This is a genomic window from Pseudomonas sp. MOIL14HWK12:I2 (genome assembly GCF_000510745.1).
GTDB lineage: Bacteria > Pseudomonadota > Gammaproteobacteria > Pseudomonadales > Pseudomonadaceae > Chryseomonas > Chryseomonas oryzihabitans.
In genome coordinates, this window is sequence record NZ_AZOA01000016.1 from 1 (window position 1) to 18852 (window position 18852).

The following is an 18852-nucleotide window of genomic DNA, read 5'->3' on the forward strand; positions in this document are numbered from 1 at the left end:
CAACGCGAAGCTTGTCCACGCGGGAGCTTTGGGACCGTGCGCTGGGGGCGTCAGTGGAAAAGGCTGCGCCGTTTTCCACGCTACGGGTTTTGTAGATACCGTCTTCGCCCTTCAGTGTGCAATGGCTAAAGCAGGGTCGAAAGGCTTGCCCGATTTGAGCACGCCATAGGCGATGGTCAGCAGCTTACGCATGGCGGCGCAGACGGTTTGTTTACCTTTCTTGCCCCTGGCTTTCAGGCGCTCGGCTTGCGCCTTGATAGCCGGGTTATAGGTCAGCGCCACGACAGCAGGTAGGTATAGCGCACTTCGTAAGCGGACTGATCCCATGCGCGAGATGCAGGTATGGCCGCGCGCGAGGCCGGACTCCTGCAGGCGTGGGTTCAAGCCGGCAAAGGCGGTAACGGCGCGCGCATCGGCGAAGCGGTCGATATCGCCGAGCTCCGCCAGGATAAGGGCGGCAGTCTTGTCAGCGATGCCGTCGATACTCACCAGCAGGTCGCGCTTACCACGCAAGTCCGGATCGTCGTCGATATGGCGTTTGATCTGTTCGAGCGTCCAGGCGATCTGCTCATCGAGCCGTTGCAAGACTGCCCGGATCGAGTCCTGGACTTTTTCCGGACTGATCTCAAGCCGATTGAGCTCCATCTGCCGTAGCGATTGGAGATCCTCCAGGCGCCGGGTCAGCGCGCGAAGCGTGCGGATGGACACAGGTTCCGGGTGCCAGGCTCGCAGACTATCTTCATGCCGCTGGCCATAGGTGGCAATCAGCTTGGCGTCGAGTTTGTCCGTTTTGCTGCGCTGCAACTGGCTTTGCGCATAACGGAAGATCTGTACTGGATTGAGCACCGCGATTCGGTAGCCCAACGCATGGAAGTGCTCGGCGAGCGATTCGTGATAGATGCCCGTGGCTTCCATCACGATCCAAGCGCCTGGCTCGGCATGCTGTTGCAGCCAGTCAGCAAAGACCGCGAAGCCTGCCTGATCGTTGCTCAGCTTGCCCTTTGTCCGGTACTTGCCGTTGGACTGCAGGACGGCCAGGTCGAAGCTGCGCTTGGCGATATCAACGCCTACTACTACGGCCATGATGTCTCCTCCTTCAGATGCGTCACGATCACGTCATCCCGTCCAACCTTGCGTAATACGAGCTCTTGAGGCTCCAGATACCGTTCGGACTTGGGGATGAGTGTGGAGGAGGCAGCCTATCTACGCTGCAAGCTCAAAGGCTTAAGGGTGGACGCGGCTTGCCATCCTCCCCCGATGATCAGTCGGGGACTATGACCTCCTGAGGAGGCTGTAGTCGAGATACAAGGGTGGACAACGGCGCAGCCTTGTCCACGCGGGAGCTCTGGGGTTGTGCGTTGGTGGCATGAGTGGAAAAGGCTGCGCCGTTTTCCACGCTACGGGTTTTGTAGGGCGGAGAACGCGAAGCTTGTCCATGCGGGAGCTTTGGGGCCTTGCGTTGGGGGCGTCAGTGGAAAAGGCTGCGCCGTTTTCCACGCTACGGGTTTTGTAGGGTGGACAACGCGAAGCTTGTCCACGCGGGAGCTCTGGTGCTGTGCGCTGGAGGCGTCAGTGGAAAAGGCTGCGCCGTTTTCCACGCTACGGATTTTGTAGGGCGGAGAACGCGAAGCTTGTCCATGTGGGAGCTTTGGGGCCGTGCGCTGGGGGCGTCAGTGGAAAAAGCTGCGCCGTTTTCCACGCTACGGGTGAGCTATCGTTTCTGTCTCTGCTCAAGGAAGAGCTGCCATGTCTCGATTTCGTCGTGCCCGTGTTCAGGGGGCTTCCTATTTTTTCACCGTTGTCCTGACGGATCGGCGTAGCGATCTGCTGACACGCCATATTGGTCTGCTCCGCGAGACAGTGCGGGCAACGCAGTTGCGCCATCCCTTTCATATCGATGCCTGGGTCACCCTCCCCGATCATCTGCATTGCATCTGGGCCCTGCCGGAGGGCGATGCGAATTTCGCCTTGCGCTGGAAGGTGATCAAGTTCGGTTTCTCAAGGCGCCTGCCAGTAGGTGAAGGGCGTACGGCGACGCAAAGAGCCCGGGGGTGAACGCGGGATATGGCAGCGGCGGTATTGGGAGCATCTGCTAAGAGACGAGCAGGATTACCAGCGTCATGTGGAGTACATCCACTTCAATCCGGTCAAGCATGGGCACGTTGGCGCGGTGAAGGACTGGCCCTATTCGAGTTTTCATCGAGCGGTGCGGATGGGGCTCTATCCGCAAGATTGGGGTGGAGACTTTATGGCGGAGACAGGGCGTTGGGGGGAATAGCCACGCGGGGTCACGATTTGGCGACATCAGTGGAAAAGGCTGCGCCGTTTTCCACGCTACGGGTGAACTCCGCTAATGGAGCGCCTCACGGCCACATACCTGGGATCAGACCGTCGTCAATACCGTAGAGTGGACAACGCGAAGCTTGTCCACGCGGGGTCACGACTTGGCGGCATCAGTGGAAAAGGCTGCGCCGTTTTCCACGCTACGAGGTGAACTCCGTTAACAGGAATTCCACGAAGCTTCTCACCGTCACCGAGCGCCATCTCGTCTGGGGATAGAGCGCGGTCAGGGGGCGGGTGAGTTCCTGGCCCTGGAAGAGGCGGACCAGATTGCCGGCGGCGACGTCGTCCTGCAGCAGGAAGGCGGGTTGCAGGATGACGCCGAGGCCCTGCAGGGCGGCGAGGCGCAGGGCGGGGCCGTTGCTGAGGTGCAGGCGGCCGGGTGGCAGCGGGCCGAAGGGGGTGCCGGTCTGGGCGCGCCATTGGCTCAGGGCGCGAGGGTCCATGCCGAGGCAGTCGTGGGCCTCCAGATCGGCCAGTCGCTCGGGGGTGCCGCGCTGGGCGAGATAGCCGGGCGCGGCGCAGCACCACATCACATAGGGCGCCAGGGGTCGCGCCACCAGGGAGGAATCGGCCAGTTCGCCGATGCGGATGGCGATGTCGATACCCTCCTCCACCAGGTCTTGGACCCGGTCGCTCAGCACCAGATCGAGGGTGACCTGGGGATGTCGCGCCAGATAGTCACCCAGCCGAGGCGTGAGGCCGTAGGTTCCGAAAGACACCGGCGCCGACACGCGCAGGATGCCGGCGGGTGCCAGGCGCTGGGTTTCGGCCTGGCGGTCAGTGTCGGCGACCAAGGCGAGGATCTCGCGGCAGCGGGCGTAGTAGCCCTCGCCAAAGGCGGTCAGCCGCTGGCGCCGGGTGGTGCGTACCAGCAGTTGCAGGCCCAGGCGTTTCTCCAGGCTGCGCAGGTGATTGCCGGCCATGGTCGGCGAGATGCCCTGGGCCTGGGCCGCCGCAGCCAGGCTGCCGCGCTCCACCACGGCAACGAACACCTGCATGCTGTCGAGCAGATCCATTCCACACTCCTGCTAAGGAATCCTCGCACTGGGAGGGTGTTTATCTCATTTGGGTGGTGGGTGAGGCTAGTGGCGTGGATGAGGTAGCGGAGTGTTGGGCTTCGCTGCGCTCAGCCAAACCCGTGGAAAAGGCTGCGCCGTTTTCCACCCTACCGACCCTGAAGTGGAGAATCGATCATGGATCTGCAACTGCACGACCGTACCGCCCTGGTGACCGGCGCCAGCATGGGCATAGGCACGGGTATCGCCCGCGTCCTGGCGGCCGAAGGCGTTCGGCTGGCGATTACCGCGCGGCGGCGGGACGCCCTGGAGGCCCTGGCCGAGGAGATCGTGGCGGCGGGTCATGCCCGGCCGCTGGTGATCGCAGCGGATATCACCGACGCCGCAGACGTCCAGCGCCTGGCACGGGAAGCCGAGGAAGGGCTGGGCCGGGTGGATATCCTGGTCAATAACGCCGGCGGCACAAGACCGCTTTCGCTGACGGCGGACGACGCGGCCTGGGACGAAGCCTGGAATCTCAACTTCACTGCAACCCGCCGCCTGACCCAGGCGCTGCTGGGTGGAATGCGCGAAAGACGCTGGGGACGCATCGTCAATTTCAGCGGCAGCATGGAGCCGCGGGACGTGAACGGCGCCGGGGCGGCCAAGGCGGCGATCCAGTTCTGGTCCAAGGGGCTGGCGAGTCAGCTGGCGGCCGAGGGCATCACGGTCAACACCATCGCCCCGGGGCGGATCAATTCCGAGCAGATCCTGCAGCGGCTGCACCCGACGCCCGAAGCGCGCCAGGCCTTTATCGCCCGGCACATTCCCATCGGCTATTTCGGCGAGCCGGAAGACGTGGGCCAGGTGGTGGCCTTTCTCGCCTCACCGCTGGCGCGCTACCTCATCGGTGATGTGATCGCGGTGGATGGCGGGATGCATGCCCATGCCCACTAACACCCTCTAGCGTTTGACGCAGACGAACAGCGCATTGCCCGCTTCGCCGGCCCAGGGTTCGATGCGCTGGTAGTCGTGCTCCAGCACCTGGACCTCGAAGTGCGGTTCCAGCAGGGCCAGCAATTCGGGGAAGGCCACCGCCACCATGGGGTGTTCGTCCTGCCAGGTCTGCTGCTGGCCGGCGTGACGGCGTTCGATGCGCAGACGGAGTTGCTGGTGCTCGCCCTCGCCCGGGTAGTGCCAGGCGGAGGCGAAGCTGAAGTGGCCGTCGGCCCGCGCGACGCTGTGGCCGACGCTGGAGCCATTGTCGATGCGGCGCTTGTCGACGGCGTTGAAGCAGAACAGGCCGCCCGGGGTCAGGGCCGCCTGGACCCGCGCCAGGCACGCCTGGAGCCGTGCAAGGCTGCCGCTGTAGTGCAGGGAGTAGAGAAAGCAGGTGATGAGATCGACCGGCTGCTCCAGCTCGAAGGCGCACATGTCCTGGCAGGAGAACTGGGCCTCGGGGCAGCGCAGCGCGGCCTGGGCCAGCATCGGCGGATTAAGGTCCAGCCCGCTGCTCTGGAAGCCGGCATCGAGAAAATACCGCACATGGGGACCGGTGCCGCAGGCGAGATCAAGGTGGCGGCCACCGCCGTTGCCAAACAGCCGCTGCAGGCGCAGCACCGCCTGGCTCTGGGCCTGGTAGTCGATGTCGGCGCAGAGCAGGTCGTAGTAGACCGACAGGTCGGTGTAGAGGGCGGTGGCGGACATCGCAGGGGCTCGGGGCTGAAGATGCGGGCGCGCATCTTAGTCGGTTTTCGCGATGATGGACGCCTTATACTGGCGGTTTTCCCGAGAGTCCCTTGACGTGAGCAACAAGAGATACGCCTGCATCGGCCTGAGCAACCCCAAGTCGCCGTCCAACGTCGGGTCCATCATGAGGGCGGCGGGCTGCTACGGGGTGGCCTCGGTGTTCTATACCGGCACCCGCTACGACCGCGCCAAGGATTTCGTCACCGACACCAAGAAGGTCCACCAGGACATCCCGCTGATCAACATCGACGACCTGCGCCGCATCCTGCCGCTGGGTTGCATGCCGGTGGCGGTGGAGCTGGTGGATGGCGCCAGGCCGCTGCCCGAGTACACCCATCCGGATCGCGCCCTCTACCTGTTCGGCGCCGAGGACGGCTCCCTGAGCCAGGAGCTGCGCGACTGGTGCGAAGACGTGGTGTACATCCCTACCCAGGGCTGCATGAATCTGGCGGCCACGGTCAACGTGGTGCTCTATGACCGCCTGGCGAAGGGCAATAACACCCGCTCGGGTCCGCTCTTCTAACGCGTTTAGCCAAACCCCTGGGTCGGCCGGCGCAAGACCGGATCGAAGGGGTTGATGCGCGCGGCGATCACCCCGGCTTCGCGGCGGAGCAGTTCGATCACCGTGGGCAGGCGCTGGGCGTTGAGGCGTTCGCTCAGGGTGCCCACGCTCAGGGCCGCCACCGCCCGGCCGTTGCGGTCGAGGATGGGCACGGCGAGGCCCGCCATGCCGGCCAGCACCCCGGTGTTGCGCGCGGCGTAGCCCTGCTGGCGAACGTTGTCGATCTCGGCGCGCAGCAGCACCTCGTCGTAGTGATGGGCGTCGCGCAGCCGCGGCAGGTTGTAGCGGATCACCTCTTCGCGTTCTTCCTCGGGCAGGAAGGCCAGGATCGCCAGGGCGCCCTGGCCGCCGCCCAGGGGCACGCGACCGCCGATGTCGCCGGTGAAGGTGCGAATTGGATAGGGCCCTTCGCTGCGATCCAGGCACATGGCGTCAAAGCCGCTGCGCGCCAGCAGGAACAGCGAATCGCCCAGGGACGCCGACAGCCGCAGCAGACTCGGCCGCGCCAGGTCGCGCAGGTTGCCGACCTGGCCGGCGCGGGCCGCCAGGGCGAAGAAGTCCAGGCTCAGGCGGTATCTCTTGCTGCGGGCGCACTGCTCGACCATGCCCTCCTCCACCAGGCCGCGCAGCAGCCGGTGGGTGGTGGGTTGCGACAGGCCCACGCGCTCGGCCAGGCGGGTGACCTTTTCCCCTTCGGGATCGCCCTCGCCCAGGGCGCGCACCACGGCGAACACCCGGCTGATGGCGCCGACGCCTGGCTCACCGCCAACCGCCTTTCTTTCAATGGAATCTTCCATCTACAGCACTCCAAAATATTTCACTGAATGAATAAATCCGAAAAAAGAGTTCATTCAGTGAAAAACCCGCTTGTCCTGCATCCTAGGTCGCCCTTACCTTCAGGTCCATAGGGCGATACTCACAATCACCGGACGCCGCCATTCGAGCGAGCGCCAACGTCCAGATCCAGGCTGTCTTTCGCCCTGCCAAAACCTTGCCCACCGTCCCCGTGGGCGCGACCGGAGGAGCATTGCGGCCATGGCTTTCCTGACTCTCGACAATCTCAGCAAGCGCTACGGCGACAGCTATGCGGTGGCGGGCTCGACCCTGGCCATCGAGCGCGGCGAATTCGTCTCCCTGCTCGGCCCCTCCGGCTGCGGCAAGACCACCACCCTGCAGATGATCGCCGGCTTCGTCGAGGTCAGCAGCGGGCGCATCCTGCTCGACGGCCAGGACATCACCCACGCCAAGCCGGCCAGTCGCGGCCTCGGGGTGGTCTTTCAGAGCTATGCACTGTTTCCGCACATGACGGTGCGCGACAACGTCGCCTTCGGCCTGCGCATGCGCAAGGTGGCTGGCGCCGAACTCGCCCGCCGCGTCGACGAGGCCCTGGGCCTGGTGCACCTGGGCCAGCATGCCGAGCGCTATCCGCGTGAACTCTCCGGTGGCCAGCGCCAGCGGGTGGCCCTGGCGCGAGCGCTGGTGATAGCCCCGCCGGTGCTGCTGCTGGACGAACCGCTGTCCAACCTGGACGCCCATCTGCGCGAAGAGATGCAGTTCGAGATCCGCCGCATCCAGCGCGAGGTCGGCATCACCACCCTGATGGTGACCCACGACCAGTCCGAGGCGCTGTCGATCAGCGACCGGGTGGTGGTGATGGAGGCCGGGCGCATCACCCAGGTGGACGCGCCCTATCGGCTCTACGAGCATCCGCGCAACAGATTCATCTCCGACTTCGTCGGCAAGGCCAACCTATTGCCGGGCAGCCTGGATGCCCAGGGCCGGCCGCAGATCGCCGCCGGTGGCGCCCTGGCGATCTCGCTGCGGCCGGAAAAGATCGAGCTGCGCCCCGCCGGCGAGGGTCGCCTGCAAGGGCGGGTGCTGACCCGCTTCTTCCTTGGCAGCCAGTGGCTGTATCGCCTGGAGACGGCGCTGGGCGAGGTGTCGGTGCTGCGCAGCAACGACGGACTGCCGCCGCTGGACGAGGGCCAGCGCGTCGGCCTGCACTGGGACGACGGTCTGTTGCGCCGCCTGGAAGCCGCGGAGGCTGCGGCATGAGCACCCTGCTGCGCGGCACCGGCCGCGCCTATCTGCTCAGCGCCCCGGCGCTGGTGCTGTTTGCCGGACTGCTGCTGGCGCCCCTGGCCCTGACCCTGGCGCTGTCCTTCAACGTCTTCGACTACGAAACCGGAATCAAGGAAGGCAGCTACACCCTGGCCCACTACCTGAGCCTGCTGGGTGATCCCTATTTCTACGAGATCTTCCTGCGCACCTTCTGGATCAGCGCCCTGGTCACCCTGCTCTGCGTGCTGATCGGAGTGCCGGAGGCCATCGTCCTCAGTCGCATGGGCGCGCCCTGGCGCTCGATCTTCCTGATCCTGGTGCTGACGCCGCTGCTGATCTCGGTGGTGGTGCGCGCCTTTGGCTGGAGTCTGCTGCTGGGCGCCGACGGCCTGGTCAACCAGGCCATCGTGGCCCTGGGCGGGCGCCCGCTGAAGCTGCTCTACACCCCCTTCGCGGTAGTCGTCGGCCTGGTCCACGTGATGCTGCCCTTCATGATCATCCCGGTGTGGACCTCGCTGCAGAAACTCGATCCTGCCGCCGAACAGGCCGCGCTGTCCCTGGGCGCCAGTCACCTGACGGTGCTGCGCCGCATCGTGCTGCCCCAGGTGATGCCCGGGGTGCTCTCCGGAACCCTGATCGTCTTCGGCCTGGCCGCCAGCTCCTTCGCCATCCCCGGCCTGCTTGGCGGACGCCGGCTGAAGATGGTCGCCACCCTGATCTACGACCAGTACCTGGCCGAACTCAACTGGCCGATGGGCGCCACCCTGGCGGTGGCCCTGCTGCTGCTCAACCTGCTGGTGATGCTGGGCTGGAATCGCCTGGTGGAACGCCGCTACAAACGTGCCCTGGGAGTCTGACCTCATGACCCGCAACGGCCCGCTCGGGCTCGCCTTCCATACCCTGGTGATGGTCTTCATGCTGGCGCCGCTGGTGGTGGTCTGCCTGGTGGCCTTCACCCCGGAGAACACCCTCAGCCTGCCCACCGCCGGCTTCTCGCTGCGCTGGTTCGCCGCCGTCTTCGAGCGGGCGGACTTCCTCACCGCCTTCTACAACAGCCTGCAGCTGGCAGCGCTGTCGGCCACCCTGGCGACGCTCATCGCGGTGCCGGCGGGGCTGGCCATCACCCGCTACCGCTTTCCCGGCCAGGGCTTCCTCAACGGCCTGTTCCTCTCGCCGATCATCATCCCGCACCTGGTGCTGGGCGTGGCCATGCTGCGGCTGTTCGCCCTGCTGGGGGTGAACGGCAGCTTCAGCTGGCTGGTGCTGGCCCACGTGGTGGTGATCACCCCCTATGTGCTGCGCCTGGTGATCGCCGCGGCCATCGGCATCGACCGTAGCGCCGAGCAGGCCGCCGAGAGCCTGGGCGCCAGTCGCACCACGCTATTCTGCCGCATCACCCTGCCGATGATCCTGCCAGGCGTGGCCGGCGGCTGGCTGCTGGCCTTCATCAACAGTTTCGACGAGGTGACCCTGTCGATCTTCGTCACCTCCCCGGCGACCCAGACCCTGCCGGTGCGGATGTACGTCTACGCCACCGAATCCATCGACCCGATGATGGCGGCGGTGTCGGCCCTGGTGATCGCTCTCACCGCGGCCACCATGATCCTGCTCGACCGCATCTATGGCCTGGATCGCGTGCTGGTGGGCAAACAATGAACAGCCGAGACCCCTCCATGACACTGCTCAAGCGGGTGGCCGAACGCGACCGCCCGACCCTGGCCTTCTCCCTCGACGGCCAGCCGGCCGAGGGCTTGCAGGGCGATACCCTGCTTACCGCCATCCTCACCCAGAGCGATCACCTGCGCGGCAGCGACTTCGGCGGCGAACCCCGCGCCGGTTTCTGCCTGATGGGCGCCTGCCAGGATTGCTGGGTACGCCTGGCCGACGGTCGCCGGGTGCGCGCCTGCGCCACCTTTCTCGAAGCGGGCCAGCAGGTCAGCCGCGATCCGGGGCGGCCGCTGTGAGCGCCGTCGTGGTGGTGGGCGCCGGACCGGCGGGCATTCGCGCGGCCCAGACCCTGGTCGCCCATGGCCTTGCGCCGGTGCTGCTCGACGAAAGCGCGCGCGGCGGCGGCCAGATCTATCGCCAGCAACCGGGCAATTTCCGGCGGCCGAGCAAGGCGCTGTACGGCTTCGAAGCCGGCAAGGCCCAGGCGCTGCACGGCGCGCTGGAAGCCGTGCAGGCACAGCTGGACTATCGACCCGACACCCTGGTGTGGAATGCCGAAGCGCGCGCCCTGGATACCCTGAGCCAGGGCCGCTATGTCGATCGCCTGGCCTTCGAGCAGGTGATCGTCGCCACCGGCGCCACCGACCGCATCCTGCCGGTGCCGGGCTGGACGCTGCCCGGCGTCTACAGCCTGGGCGCCTCCCAGGTGGCGCTCAAGTTCCAGGGCTGCGCCATCGGCAGCCGCCCGGTGCTGGCCGGTACCGGCCCCTTGCTCTATCTGGTCGCCTATCAATACGCCAAGGCCGGGGCCAAGCCACTGGCGGTGCTGGACAGCGCGCCCTTCCGCGACCAGGCCGCGGCCACCCCGGCCCTGCTCGGTCAACCGGCCACCTTCGCCAAGGGCCTCTACTACCGCAGCTGGCTGGCACTGCACGGCGTACCCGTGCACCAGGGTGCCGAGCTCCTGGCGGTCGAAGGCGAGCGTCGAGTAGACGCCGTGCGCTGGCGCGCCGCCGATGGTGAGGCGCACCGACTGGAGTGCGACGCCCTGGGCTTCGGCCAGACGCTGCGCAGCGAGACCCAGCTGGCCGACCTGCTGGGCTGCGACTTCGCCTGGAGCGCTCTCAATCGCGCCTGGTTGCCGGTGCGGGATCCGGGTGGGCGCAGCAGTCAGACCGGGGTCTACCTGGCCGGCGACGGCGCCGGTATCCAGGGCGCCGATGCCGCCGAGCTGGCGGGCGAACTGGCGGCCCTGAGTCTGCTGGACGATCGCGGCATGCCGGTGGACAGGACGCGCATCCAGACCCTGCAAGGACGCCTGGCGCGCTTCGAGGTCTTTCGTCAGGGCCTGGAGCGGGCCTTTCCCTTCCCCGCGGACTGGGCGGCCAAGGCGCCGGACGAAGTCACGGTCTGTCGCTGCGAACAGGTCAGCGCCGGCGAGATCCGCGCCGCCGTGGCCCAGGGCCATTGGGAGATCAACAGGGTCAAGGCCACCTGCCGGGTAGGCATGGGCCGCTGCCAAGGGCGCATCTGCGGCGCCGCCGCGGCCGAGCTGATCGCCTGCGCCAGTGGTCGCCCGCTGGACCAGATCGGCCGGTTGCGCGCCCAGGCGCCGATCAAGCCGCTGCCCTTTGGCGTGGAGCTGGCGCCATGAGTCGGCTGGACGTGGATGTCCTGATCATCGGCGGTGGCATCGTCGGCAGCAGCGCGGCGCTGTTCCTGGCCCAGGGCGGCCAGCGCGTCGCCCTGCTGGAACGCAACTTCTGCGGCGCCCAGGCCAGTGGCGTCAACTACGGCGGGGTACGCCGCCAGGGCCGCCCGCTGGTGCAGTTGCCGCTGTCCAGTCGCGCCCATCAGATCTGGGGCGGTCTGCGGGACCTGCTGGGTACCGATGGCGAATACCTCAGATCCGGCCACCTCAAACTGGCCCGTAGCGACACCGACTTCGCCTCCCTGCAGGCCTATGCCCAGGCCAGCCAGGGCTTCGACCTCGATCTGCAACTGCTCGACCGGGGCGAATTGCGCCGGCGCTTTCCCTGGGTCGGCGACATCGCCGTGGGCGCCTCCTTCTGCCCGGAGGACGGCCACGCCAATCCGCGCCTGGTCTCCCCGGCCTTCGCCCAGGCGGCTGCCCGCGCCGGCGCCCGCATCCTCGAACGGACCGCCGTGACCGCGGTCGAGCACGACGGCCAGCGCTTCCAGCTCCGCACCGACAGCGGCCTGACCCTGAGCGCGCCCTGGCTGCTCAATTGCGCGGGTGCCTGGGCGGCGGAGCTGGCCGCCCGCTTCGGCGAGCCGGTCCCTCTCACCGCGGCCCATCCGGCCATGCTGGTGACCGAACCGCTGCCGCCGTTCATGACCGCCAGCACCGGCGTAGAAGGCGGCGGCATCTATGCCCGCCAGGTGGCGCGGGGCAATTGCGTGCTGGGCGGCGGGCGCGGTTTCGCCCTCGACGCCGACCGCGCCCGCCCCGGCCAGCTGGCCATCCTCGACATCCTCAGAAACGCCGCCGAACTCTATCCGGCCCTCAGCGGTGCCCAGGCCATCCGCACCTGGAGCGGCGTCGAGGGCTATCTGCCGGATCACCAGCCGGTGCTCGGCCCCAGTCTCACCACCCCCGGCCTGCTGCACGGCTTCGGCTTTGCCGGCGCGGGCTTCCAGATCGGGCCGGCGGCTGGCGAAGCCCTGGCCGAGTGCATCCTGCAGGGCGCCCCCCGGCACAGCCTGCAGGCCTTTTCCATCGCCCGTTTCCCATCCCAGCCCAGGAGTTCCCAAACATGCGCCTGACCCCTGCCCTGCTCGTGGCCCTCGCCGGCCTGCCCCTGGCCGCCGTGGCCGAACCGACGCTCTACCTCGGCATGAATGGCGGCACCATGGAACGCCTCTATGCCGACAGCGTGCTGCCCGCCTTCGAGAAGGCGCACAACGTCAAGGTGGTGATCGTGCCCGGCACCTCGGCGGACATCCTCGCCAAGGTCCAGGCCAGTCCGCAGAAGCCGCCGATCCATGTGATGTTTCTCGACGACGGCATCATGTACCGCGCCATCGGCATGAATCTGTGCAGTCCGCTCAAGCCCAGCGCGGCCCTGGCGCAGATCCCCGACAAGGCCAAGATCAAGGACCAGGCAGCCGCCGTCAGCCTGGGCGTGACCGGTCTCGCCTACAACAGCCGGCTGTTCAAGGACAAGGGCTGGGCGGCGCCGACCTCCTGGGCGGACCTCGCCGATCCCAAGTACAAGGGCAAGGTGGTGTTCCAGTCGCTGTCCTCGTCCACCTTCGGGCTGCATGGTTTCCTGATGTTCAACCGGCTCAAGGGCGGCACCGAGCAGGACGTCGACCCCGGCTTCAAGGCCTGGTCCACCACCGTCGGCCCCAATGTGCTGGAGTACATCCCCAGCTCGGCCAAGCTCTCGGAGATGGTGCAGACCGACGAGGCGGCGCTGTTCCCGCTCACGCCCACCCAGGTCACCGCGCTCAAGCTCAAGGGCATCCCGGTGGAATACGCCCCGCCCAAGGAAGGCGCCGTGGTGCTCAACGTCGCCGAGTGCGTGACCGCCAACAACGACCAGCCCGAGCTGGCCCAGCAACTGGCGGAATACCTGCTGACCCCCGAGGCCCAGGCCCCGGCGCTGGAACTGGGCGACCAGATCCCGTCCAACCCCAACACCCCCACCACCGACAAGACCCGCGGCCAGGTGGAAGCCATGCAGAACTACCTGAAGACCGCCGTGACCATCGACTGGGACGAAGTGAACAAGGTGCGGCCGCAGTGGAACGCCCGCTGGAATCGGCAGGTGGAGCGCTAGTCGCTCTGATAGCGCAAATGCGCCGTTAGGTGTCGACCCTGGACAACCCAGCTTCGGGGCGACCCTTCACCCTTGGCGGCTTCCATCACCAGGAGAGCCGCCATGGCCAACCCGCCCATCACCGTTCTGCGCGACACCCAACCCCTGCCCGTGGTCGATGCCTGCAAATGGGAGCGCATCGAAGGCGAGCCCCATACCGTCAACCTCAATGCCTACACCTCCGATGACGGCAGCAAGATCATGGGCACCTGGATCTGCACCCCCGGCAAGTGGCGCGTCGACTATGTGAAGTGGGAGTACTGCCACTTCCAGGAGGGCTACTGCATCATCACCCCCGACGGCCAGGAGCCCATCCACCTGAAAGCCGGCGACATCTTCGTCGTCGAACCCGGCATGAAGGGCACCTGGGAAGTGGTCGAGACGGTGCGCAAGTATTTCGTGTTCGCCTGATCTGAAGGCACCGCCTGCCGGCTCTTGCCGGTGGGCTGATCAGGGCGTGGCATCGCTCGCATAGCAGGCCCAGGCCGGGCGGGTGGCCAGGCGTTCGAGATAGGCTTCGATGGCCGGGGCGGCGATGCGCTCCATCGGGGTGCTGCGCCAGCGGTGCAGCGACAGGCCCAGGGCGATGTCGGCCAGGCTGAAGGACTCGCCGGCCACATAGGGGCCGTGCTGCGCCAGGTGCGCCTCCAGAATGGCGATGCGCCCGTTCCAGGCGGCGATGCCTTGCGCCAGGCGTTGCGGATCGGGTTCCGGTGGCTGCTGCTTCACCAGCGCCAGATAGGCATAGCTCCAGGCCGGATTGAGTTCGCAGGCCTGCCAGTCGAGCCACTGATCGACCCGCGCCCGGGCGCGCGGTGTGGTGGGATACAGCGCCTCGCCGCCATGGGCGTTGGCCAGGTAGCGCAGGATGCTGTTGGACTCCCAGAGCACGAAGTCGCCGTCCAGCAGGACCGGGATCTGGCCATTGGGATTCCACTGCAAATACTCGGCGGATTGCGCTGAGCGAAAGCCGGCGCCCCAGTCCTCGCGCTCATAGCCCAGGCCCAGTTCATCGAGGCACCAGAGCGCCTTGCGTACGTTGATCGAAGAGACGCGACCAAGAATCTTCAGCATGCCGAGGCGACCTCCCGGAATGGATGGCTGAGATAGGGCTCGATATGGCCGAGCGCGCGCTGCACATAGTCCTCCTTCTCGCCCACCGGTGCCACGTAATGCAGCACCTCGGCCGCCGCGTCGCGGCCCAGCAGCCTCGCGATGGCCCAGGCCGCCAGGTAGCTGGAAGCCAGGCAGCCGCCGGCGGTGGCCAGGTTGCCGCGGGCGAAGAAGGGCTGATTCAGCACCTCGATGCCGGCTTCCTGCACCCAGGGCTTGGTGGTGAGATCGGTGCAGCCGGGTACGCCGTCGAGCAGGCCGAGGCGCGCCAGCAACAGGGTGCCGGAGCACTGGGCGCCGATCAGCTGGCGCCCGGGATCGAGCACTGCCAGCTGTTCCAGCAATGCCGCATCCCGGGCGAGCTCACGGGTCCGGTTGCCACTTCCAACCAGCACGGCGGTGCAATCCGCCAGTTCGTCGAAGCCGGCCTGGCGCTCCAGGCGGACGCCGTTCATGGACGTGATGAAGGGGGTCGGCGCCATCAGCGAGACCCGCCAGTCCGGGCGCCTGATGCGATTGAGCAGGCCCAGGGCGATGAGGGAGTCCAGTTCGTTGAAGCCGTCGAAGGTGAGGATGGCGAGGTGCATGGGAGCTACCAAGGGCTTGCTGTCGATCCAATGATTCTTGGCCGCGACCCTGCCGTTCGACCAGATACAGTGCCGCACCGGGCTGGCCATACAGTCATGCCAATCATCGGCAAACCGCTCTAAGCCGCGCAACGACGACGCTGGAGCACTGGAAGCTATGGCACTTAGCCATTACAGTGACACACCCTGGCCGAGCCACCGGCCGATTTGTCATCGCCCATCGGCCTTACCCCCTTTCGAGATGTCGATGGACAACGAGATTCGTTATGAACAGCACGTCCGGCGGGTGCTGCGCACGCCCCTGCTGGTGCTGCAGCCGCTGATGCTGGCGATGTGGCCGCTGACCCTGTGGTGCAATCCGCTGATCGGCAGTCCTTACAAGGGACGCTATTTCGCGCTGATGCTGCTGTTGCTGGCGATTAGCGCCCTGCTCAGCGTGGCGCGCAGCGCACGCATGATGAGTCTGACCTTTACCGGCAACATCTGGGCATTCGCCCTCGCCTTCCGCATCCAGATCCAGGATGGCGGCGCCGTGGGTCACTACTGGAACCTGCCCGTCGCCCTCATCATCATCCTGGGCACCTGCGGCCTGACCTACCGCCTCTCCCACTACCTCATCACCCTGGCCGGCGCCGGCTTCATCCTCTTCATCGGTCAGGACCGGTTGATACCCAGCGCGATGCCGGAGCAGTTGGTCGGGCTGCTGGTCAGTGTCGCCCTGGCAATCGGCATCGCCTACAACCACGCCAACAGCCAGTGGATGCGACGGACCTTCAGGCTCAAGGAGCGCTATCGGATTCTCGCGGAAACCGATGAACTCACCCGGATCGCCAACCGCCGCAAGCTCCTGCAACAGCTGGACGCGGCGCGGGGCGAGAGCGGACGGGAAGCCAGGCATTTCGTCATGCTCGACATCGACAACTTCAAGGAGATCAACGACCGGCACGGCCATCAGGTGGGCGATGAGGTGCTGGTCGCCACGGCGCGGGAACTCGATCGACTAGATCCGCGACTGGAGGGCGGCCGCCTGGGCGGCGAGGAATTCGGCCTGCTGATCCGCGGCCTCGACGAGGCAAGGATCAGCCACCTGCTGGAAACCCTGCGCGCGCGCCTGGCCGAGGCCGCCCCCCTGGGCATCCGCTTCAGCGCCGGAGCGCTTCGCCTTGCGCCGGAGCTGTCGCTCAACGAGCTGCTGCGCCAGGCGGACGAAGGTCTCTACCAGGCCAAGCGCCAGGGCAAGGACCAGGTGGTCTGGATCCGCTGAGGACCGCTACTCCAGCTTTTCCACCTTAACCGCGGTGGTGCCGTCGTCGACCATGTCCACTCGCCGGGCAGCGGCGCGGGAGAGATCGATGATGCGGCCGCGGATATAGGGCCCGCGGTCGTTGATGCGCACCACCACGGCGCGATCGTTTTCCAGGTTGGTCACCTTGACCCGGGTGCCGAGCGGCAGGGTCTTGTGGGCGGCGACCAGTTCGTTGTTGTTGAAGGTCTCGCCACTGGCGGTTTCCTTGCCGTGGAACTTGCGCGAGTAGAAGGAGGCCTTGCCGCGCTGTTCGAAGCCGGCTTCCTTCTTGACCGGTGCCGCGACGGTCTTGGCGTCCTTTTCCTGGCAGGCGGTGCAGGCAAGTATCAGAAGCAACACGAGGGATCTGGGACGGATGAACACGTTTCACCTTCCTCTTTTTCTTGGTTTTCGGGAAAGCAACGCTCGGAGAGTGGATTCAGCTAGCTCTGAACCCGGGCGCCCCCGGGAGGTTCGCCAGGGATGGCCAGCGGCCAGCCCATCTGTGACGAGCCCCTCAAGACCGCCCTAGGGCGCCGGCAGCACGTACCTGAGGATGGCCACGAAATGCAGGGCGCTGCCGGCCATGACGAAGCCGTGCCAGATGCCATGCCAGTGGCGAAAGCGATCGTCGAAGACGAAGAAGAGGATGCCGACGGTATAGAGCACCCCGCCGGCCGCCAGCCAGGCGAAGCCCTCGCCGCCCAGGCGATCCAGCAGTGGTCCCACCGCCACCAGCACGATCCAGCCCATGGTGGCGTAGATCACCAGCGACAGGATGCGCGCCTCCGAACGCGGCTTGAGCTCCTGCGCCATGCCGATCAGCGCCAGCCCCCAGACGATGCCGAACAGCGTCCAGCCCCAGGGACCGCGCAGGGTCACCAGGCAGAACGGCGTGTAGCTGCCGGCGATGAGCAGATAGATCGACAGGTGATCGAGCTTTTGCAGCAGGCGTTTCGCCCGCCCCTTCACGCTGTGGTAGAGGGTCGAGACACTGTAGAGGATCACCAGCGCGACCCCATAGATGGCCACGCTGACGATGCGCCAGGGATCGCCCTGCAGGCTGGCCAGTACCACCAGGGCAATGGCGCCGGCCAGGGCCAGCAGGGCACCGACCAGATGGGTCCAGGCATTGAGACGTTCGCCGTAGTACATGCGTCCTCCGGTGTAGGTCGCAAATGGGCTCAGGGTCTCGCCGAGCCCTCGCGACGGGCAGTGAGGCGCTCGTAGCGGTCGAGCAGCGGCTGGATGGAAATCCCGTGGACCGCGATGCTCAAGGCCACCACCGACAGGGTCAGGTCGACGATGGTCCCGGCCCAGTCGGCCGTGACCTGATGCGTGAGCGCGTAGCACAGATAATACAGGCTACCGATGCCACGGATGCCGAACCAGCCGATCAGCGCACCCTGGTGGCGATCGATGCGGGTGAAGGGCAGCATGCTCGCCACGCCCAGCGGGCGGATCACCACGAACAGCAAGGCGCCCAGCAGCAGCGCGCGGCTGTCCCAATGGGTGATCAGCACCACCCCGAGCAGGGTCACCAGCAGCACCTCGAAGGAGCGCTCCACCAGGCTGCCGAAGGCGAGCATGTCGCCCATCATCACCCCGGCGGCCATGCGCGGCTCCTCGATGTCCTCGGCGTTGGCCACCGTGGCACGCTCCGGCGCTCCGGTGAGGTGACCGATCACCGGTTGCGCCAGTTGCTCGGAAGGCGTTTCCGCATTACCGGAGGTCTGTACCTCGGCCTGGCGCAGGCCCAGGCCGGCGGCGAACACCGCGAGAAAGCCGAAGGCGCCGATCTCGTCGGCCAGCACATAGGACAGGGCGATCAGCGCCAGGGCGAGGAAATCGTTGGGCGAGATGGTGCTGTCGCCATGCCGGGTGCGCAGGAAGATCATCAGCCGCCCGACCCCCTTGCCCATGGCATAGCCCAGCAGCAGGCCCGCCGGTACGCCCCAGACCACGTTCTTGAGAAACCACTCCAGGGTCCAGCCCCACTGGAGTTCGCCATGCTGCAGGAGCAGCAGACCGAGCAGCACGAAGGGAAAGGCGGTGCCGTCGTTGAGGCCCGCTTCGCCGGAGAGACCGAAGCGCACCCGGTCGAAATCCTGAGCGTGGTTGACCTGCACCAGCCCGGCCAGCACCGGGTCGGTGGGCGCGAGGATGGCGCCGATCAGCAGGGCCACGCCCCAGGGCAGACCGAGCAGGTAGTGGGCGACCAGGCAGACCCCGGCGATGCTAAAGATCATCACCGGCCCGGCCAGCAGATAGGCGCCATGCCAGGAAGAGCGATGAAAGGACAGGCGCAGCTTGAGGCCGCTGACGAACAGCGAAAAGAGCACCGCCACCTCGGTGAGGTGGCCGATCCAGGTTGCCGATTGCTGGAAGTCGACCTCGGCCAGGCCCAGGCCGATGGGGCTGATGAGCATGCCGAAGGCCAGGCAGACCACCGAGGTGGTGACCGGTAGCCAGCGCAGGTAGGCGGAGGTCAGGGCGAGGATCATCAACAGCGATCCCAATACCCCGACCCAGACGAGAAAAGTCATGTGGGTAGCGTGATCCAGAACAGAGAAGGAAGAACGGGTAGCAGACGTCACCCTTCTGATGGAGACTGCGCCGGCGTAGCCGCGTGCCCCCTATCTGC

General features: G+C 66.5%; 20 protein-coding genes and 1 pseudogene. 12 read left to right on the plus strand and 9 right to left on the minus strand.

Going from position 1 to position 18852, the window contains the following annotated elements; genetic code table 11:
- Window positions 1-111 precede the first annotated feature (111 nt).
- Entirely contained in the window at window positions 112-1083 is a 972-nt protein-coding gene (locus PSK12I2_RS0114515; protein ID WP_027598967.1) for an IS110 family transposase, read from the minus strand.
- 663 nt (window positions 1084-1746) lie between these two features.
- Here PSK12I2_RS0114515 and PSK12I2_RS23970 point away from each other — a divergent pair.
- A pseudogene (locus tag PSK12I2_RS23970) lies at window positions 1747-2278 on the plus strand (transposase).
- Between the two features lie 205 nt (window positions 2279-2483).
- Here PSK12I2_RS23970 and PSK12I2_RS0114525 read toward each other — a convergent pair.
- Window positions 2484-3359: a LysR family transcriptional regulator gene (locus tag PSK12I2_RS0114525; RefSeq protein WP_027598968.1), complete on the minus strand. Its 876-nt coding sequence runs from the start codon at window positions 3357-3359 to the stop codon at window positions 2484-2486.
- A gap of 177 nt (window positions 3360-3536) precedes the next feature.
- On the opposite strand from PSK12I2_RS0114525, the gene PSK12I2_RS0114530 reads away from it, so the two are divergent.
- Entirely contained in the window at window positions 3537-4295 is a 759-nt protein-coding gene (locus tag PSK12I2_RS0114530; protein ID WP_027598969.1) for an SDR family NAD(P)-dependent oxidoreductase, read from the plus strand.
- A 6-nt stretch (window positions 4296-4301) separates the two neighbouring features.
- Here the strand turns inward: PSK12I2_RS0114530 and PSK12I2_RS0114535 are convergent, their stop codons facing one another.
- Complete coding sequence (locus PSK12I2_RS0114535; RefSeq protein ID WP_027598970.1) at window positions 4302-5045, minus strand: class I SAM-dependent methyltransferase; 744 nt, start codon at window positions 5043-5045, stop codon at window positions 4302-4304.
- A gap of 97 nt (window positions 5046-5142) precedes the next feature.
- On the opposite strand from PSK12I2_RS0114535, the gene PSK12I2_RS0114540 reads away from it, so the two are divergent.
- A complete protein-coding gene (locus PSK12I2_RS0114540; RefSeq protein ID WP_027598971.1) occupies window positions 5143-5610 on the plus strand; it encodes an RNA methyltransferase in 468 nt (155 codons plus the stop codon).
- Window positions 5611-5615: 5 nt separating this feature from the next.
- Here the strand turns inward: PSK12I2_RS0114540 and PSK12I2_RS0114545 are convergent, their stop codons facing one another.
- A complete protein-coding gene (locus tag PSK12I2_RS0114545; protein ID WP_027598972.1) occupies window positions 5616-6446 on the minus strand; it encodes an IclR family transcriptional regulator in 831 nt (276 codons plus the stop codon).
- Window positions 6447-6684: 238 nt separating this feature from the next.
- On the opposite strand from PSK12I2_RS0114545, the gene PSK12I2_RS0114550 reads away from it, so the two are divergent.
- The 8 genes from PSK12I2_RS0114550 (at window position 6685) to PSK12I2_RS0114585 (ending at window position 13634) form a co-directional block, all read left to right on the plus strand.
- Window positions 6685-7704 carry an ABC transporter ATP-binding protein gene (locus PSK12I2_RS0114550; RefSeq protein WP_027598973.1) on the plus strand — a complete coding sequence of 340 codons (1020 nt, stop codon included), beginning with the start codon at window positions 6685-6687 and terminating at the stop codon, window positions 7702-7704.
- Complete coding sequence (locus PSK12I2_RS0114555; protein WP_027598974.1) at window positions 7701-8567, plus strand: ABC transporter permease; 867 nt, start codon at window positions 7701-7703, stop codon at window positions 8565-8567. Before PSK12I2_RS0114550 ends, PSK12I2_RS0114555 begins: the two co-directional genes overlap by 4 nt.
- 4 nt (window positions 8568-8571) lie before the next feature.
- On the plus strand, window positions 8572-9366 hold the full coding sequence (locus tag PSK12I2_RS0114560) for an ABC transporter permease (RefSeq protein ID WP_027598975.1): 795 nt from the start codon (window positions 8572-8574) through the stop codon (window positions 9364-9366).
- A gap of 17 nt (window positions 9367-9383) precedes the next feature.
- Window positions 9384-9674 (plus strand): (2Fe-2S)-binding protein, encoded by a 291-nt coding sequence (locus PSK12I2_RS0114565; RefSeq protein ID WP_027598976.1) that lies wholly within the window; start codon window positions 9384-9386, stop codon window positions 9672-9674.
- A complete protein-coding gene (locus PSK12I2_RS0114570) occupies window positions 9671-11032 on the plus strand; it encodes an NAD(P)/FAD-dependent oxidoreductase (protein ID WP_027598977.1) in 1362 nt (453 codons plus the stop codon). The genes PSK12I2_RS0114565 and PSK12I2_RS0114570 overlap by 4 nt, the downstream gene beginning before the upstream one ends.
- Complete coding sequence (locus tag PSK12I2_RS0114575; RefSeq protein ID WP_027598978.1) at window positions 11029-12165, plus strand: FAD-binding oxidoreductase; 1137 nt, start codon at window positions 11029-11031, stop codon at window positions 12163-12165. The genes PSK12I2_RS0114570 and PSK12I2_RS0114575 overlap by 4 nt, the downstream gene beginning before the upstream one ends.
- A complete protein-coding gene (locus tag PSK12I2_RS0114580) occupies window positions 12156-13184 on the plus strand; it encodes an ABC transporter substrate-binding protein (protein WP_027598979.1) in 1029 nt (342 codons plus the stop codon). Before PSK12I2_RS0114575 ends, PSK12I2_RS0114580 begins: the two co-directional genes overlap by 10 nt.
- A gap of 102 nt (window positions 13185-13286) precedes the next feature.
- The gene (locus tag PSK12I2_RS0114585; RefSeq protein ID WP_007160512.1) at window positions 13287-13634 is read left to right on the plus strand and encodes a cupin domain-containing protein; all 348 of its coding nucleotides are present in this window, start codon (window positions 13287-13289) and stop codon (window positions 13632-13634) included.
- Between the two features lie 39 nt (window positions 13635-13673).
- Here the strand turns inward: PSK12I2_RS0114585 and PSK12I2_RS0114590 are convergent, their stop codons facing one another.
- Both PSK12I2_RS0114590 and PSK12I2_RS0114595 read right to left on the minus strand, forming a co-directional pair.
- A complete protein-coding gene (locus PSK12I2_RS0114590) occupies window positions 13674-14297 on the minus strand; it encodes a glutathione S-transferase family protein (RefSeq protein WP_027598980.1) in 624 nt (207 codons plus the stop codon).
- Window positions 14291-14923, minus strand: a complete 633-nt coding sequence (locus PSK12I2_RS0114595) for a DJ-1/PfpI family protein (protein ID WP_027598981.1) — start codon at window positions 14921-14923, stop codon at window positions 14291-14293. The genes PSK12I2_RS0114590 and PSK12I2_RS0114595 overlap by 7 nt, the downstream gene beginning before the upstream one ends.
- A 247-nt stretch (window positions 14924-15170) precedes the next feature.
- Here PSK12I2_RS0114595 and PSK12I2_RS23975 point away from each other — a divergent pair, with 247 nt between their 5' ends.
- Window positions 15171-16187 carry a GGDEF domain-containing protein gene (locus PSK12I2_RS23975; protein ID WP_027598982.1) on the plus strand — a complete coding sequence of 339 codons (1017 nt, stop codon included), beginning with the start codon at window positions 15171-15173 and terminating at the stop codon, window positions 16185-16187.
- Window positions 16188-16193: 6 nt separating this feature from the next.
- Here PSK12I2_RS23975 and PSK12I2_RS0114605 read toward each other — a convergent pair whose 3' ends face one another.
- From PSK12I2_RS0114605 to PSK12I2_RS0114615, 3 genes are all read right to left on the minus strand, one after another.
- The gene (locus tag PSK12I2_RS0114605; RefSeq protein WP_007160522.1) at window positions 16194-16592 is read right to left on the minus strand and encodes a septal ring lytic transglycosylase RlpA family protein; all 399 of its coding nucleotides are present in this window, start codon (window positions 16590-16592) and stop codon (window positions 16194-16196) included.
- Between the two features lie 144 nt (window positions 16593-16736).
- Window positions 16737-17363, minus strand: coding sequence for a hemolysin III family protein (locus tag PSK12I2_RS0114610; protein WP_007160523.1), 627 nt, complete (start codon window positions 17361-17363; stop codon window positions 16737-16739).
- A gap of 29 nt (window positions 17364-17392) precedes the next feature.
- A complete protein-coding gene (locus tag PSK12I2_RS0114615) occupies window positions 17393-18754 on the minus strand; it encodes a sodium:proton antiporter (RefSeq protein WP_027598983.1) in 1362 nt (453 codons plus the stop codon).
- Window positions 18755-18852: the final 98 nt, after the last annotated feature.

What these genes read in the sequence shown, in the direction of transcription:
- PSK12I2_RS0114525 (WP_027598968.1), bottom strand. Translation starts at nt 3,359, where the DNA reads ATGGATCTGCTCGACAGCATGCAGGTGTTCGTTGCCGTGGTGGAGCGC.
- PSK12I2_RS0114575 (WP_027598978.1), top strand. Translation starts at nt 11,029, where the DNA reads ATGAGTCGGCTGGACGTGGATGTCCTGATCATCGGCGGTGGCATCGTC.
- PSK12I2_RS0114590 (WP_027598980.1), bottom strand. Translation starts at nt 14,297, where the DNA reads ATGCTGAAGATTCTTGGTCGCGTCTCTTCGATCAACGTACGCAAGGCG.
- PSK12I2_RS0114550 (WP_027598973.1), top strand. Translation starts at nt 6,685, where the DNA reads ATGGCTTTCCTGACTCTCGACAATCTCAGCAAGCGCTACGGCGACAGC.
- PSK12I2_RS0114515 (WP_027598967.1), bottom strand. Translation starts at nt 1,083, where the DNA reads ATGGCCGTAGTAGTAGGCGTTGATATCGCCAAGCGCAGCTTCGACCTG.
- PSK12I2_RS0114585 (WP_007160512.1), top strand. Translation starts at nt 13,287, where the DNA reads ATGGCCAACCCGCCCATCACCGTTCTGCGCGACACCCAACCCCTGCCC.
- PSK12I2_RS0114595 (WP_027598981.1), bottom strand. Translation starts at nt 14,923, where the DNA reads ATGCACCTCGCCATCCTCACCTTCGACGGCTTCAACGAACTGGACTCC.
- PSK12I2_RS0114530 (WP_027598969.1), top strand. Translation starts at nt 3,537, where the DNA reads ATGGATCTGCAACTGCACGACCGTACCGCCCTGGTGACCGGCGCCAGC.
- PSK12I2_RS0114560 (WP_027598975.1), top strand. Translation starts at nt 8,572, where the DNA reads ATGACCCGCAACGGCCCGCTCGGGCTCGCCTTCCATACCCTGGTGATG.
- PSK12I2_RS0114580 (WP_027598979.1), top strand. Translation starts at nt 12,156, where the DNA reads ATGCGCCTGACCCCTGCCCTGCTCGTGGCCCTCGCCGGCCTGCCCCTG.
- PSK12I2_RS0114555 (WP_027598974.1), top strand. Translation starts at nt 7,701, where the DNA reads ATGAGCACCCTGCTGCGCGGCACCGGCCGCGCCTATCTGCTCAGCGCC.
- PSK12I2_RS0114565 (WP_027598976.1), top strand. Translation starts at nt 9,384, where the DNA reads ATGACACTGCTCAAGCGGGTGGCCGAACGCGACCGCCCGACCCTGGCC.
- PSK12I2_RS0114535 (WP_027598970.1), bottom strand. Translation starts at nt 5,045, where the DNA reads ATGTCCGCCACCGCCCTCTACACCGACCTGTCGGTCTACTACGACCTG.
- PSK12I2_RS23975 (WP_027598982.1), top strand. Translation starts at nt 15,171, where the DNA reads ATGGACAACGAGATTCGTTATGAACAGCACGTCCGGCGGGTGCTGCGC.
- PSK12I2_RS0114545 (WP_027598972.1), bottom strand. Translation starts at nt 6,446, where the DNA reads ATGGAAGATTCCATTGAAAGAAAGGCGGTTGGCGGTGAGCCAGGCGTC.
- PSK12I2_RS0114615 (WP_027598983.1), bottom strand. Translation starts at nt 18,754, where the DNA reads ATGACTTTTCTCGTCTGGGTCGGGGTATTGGGATCGCTGTTGATGATC.
- PSK12I2_RS0114610 (WP_007160523.1), bottom strand. Translation starts at nt 17,363, where the DNA reads ATGTACTACGGCGAACGTCTCAATGCCTGGACCCATCTGGTCGGTGCC.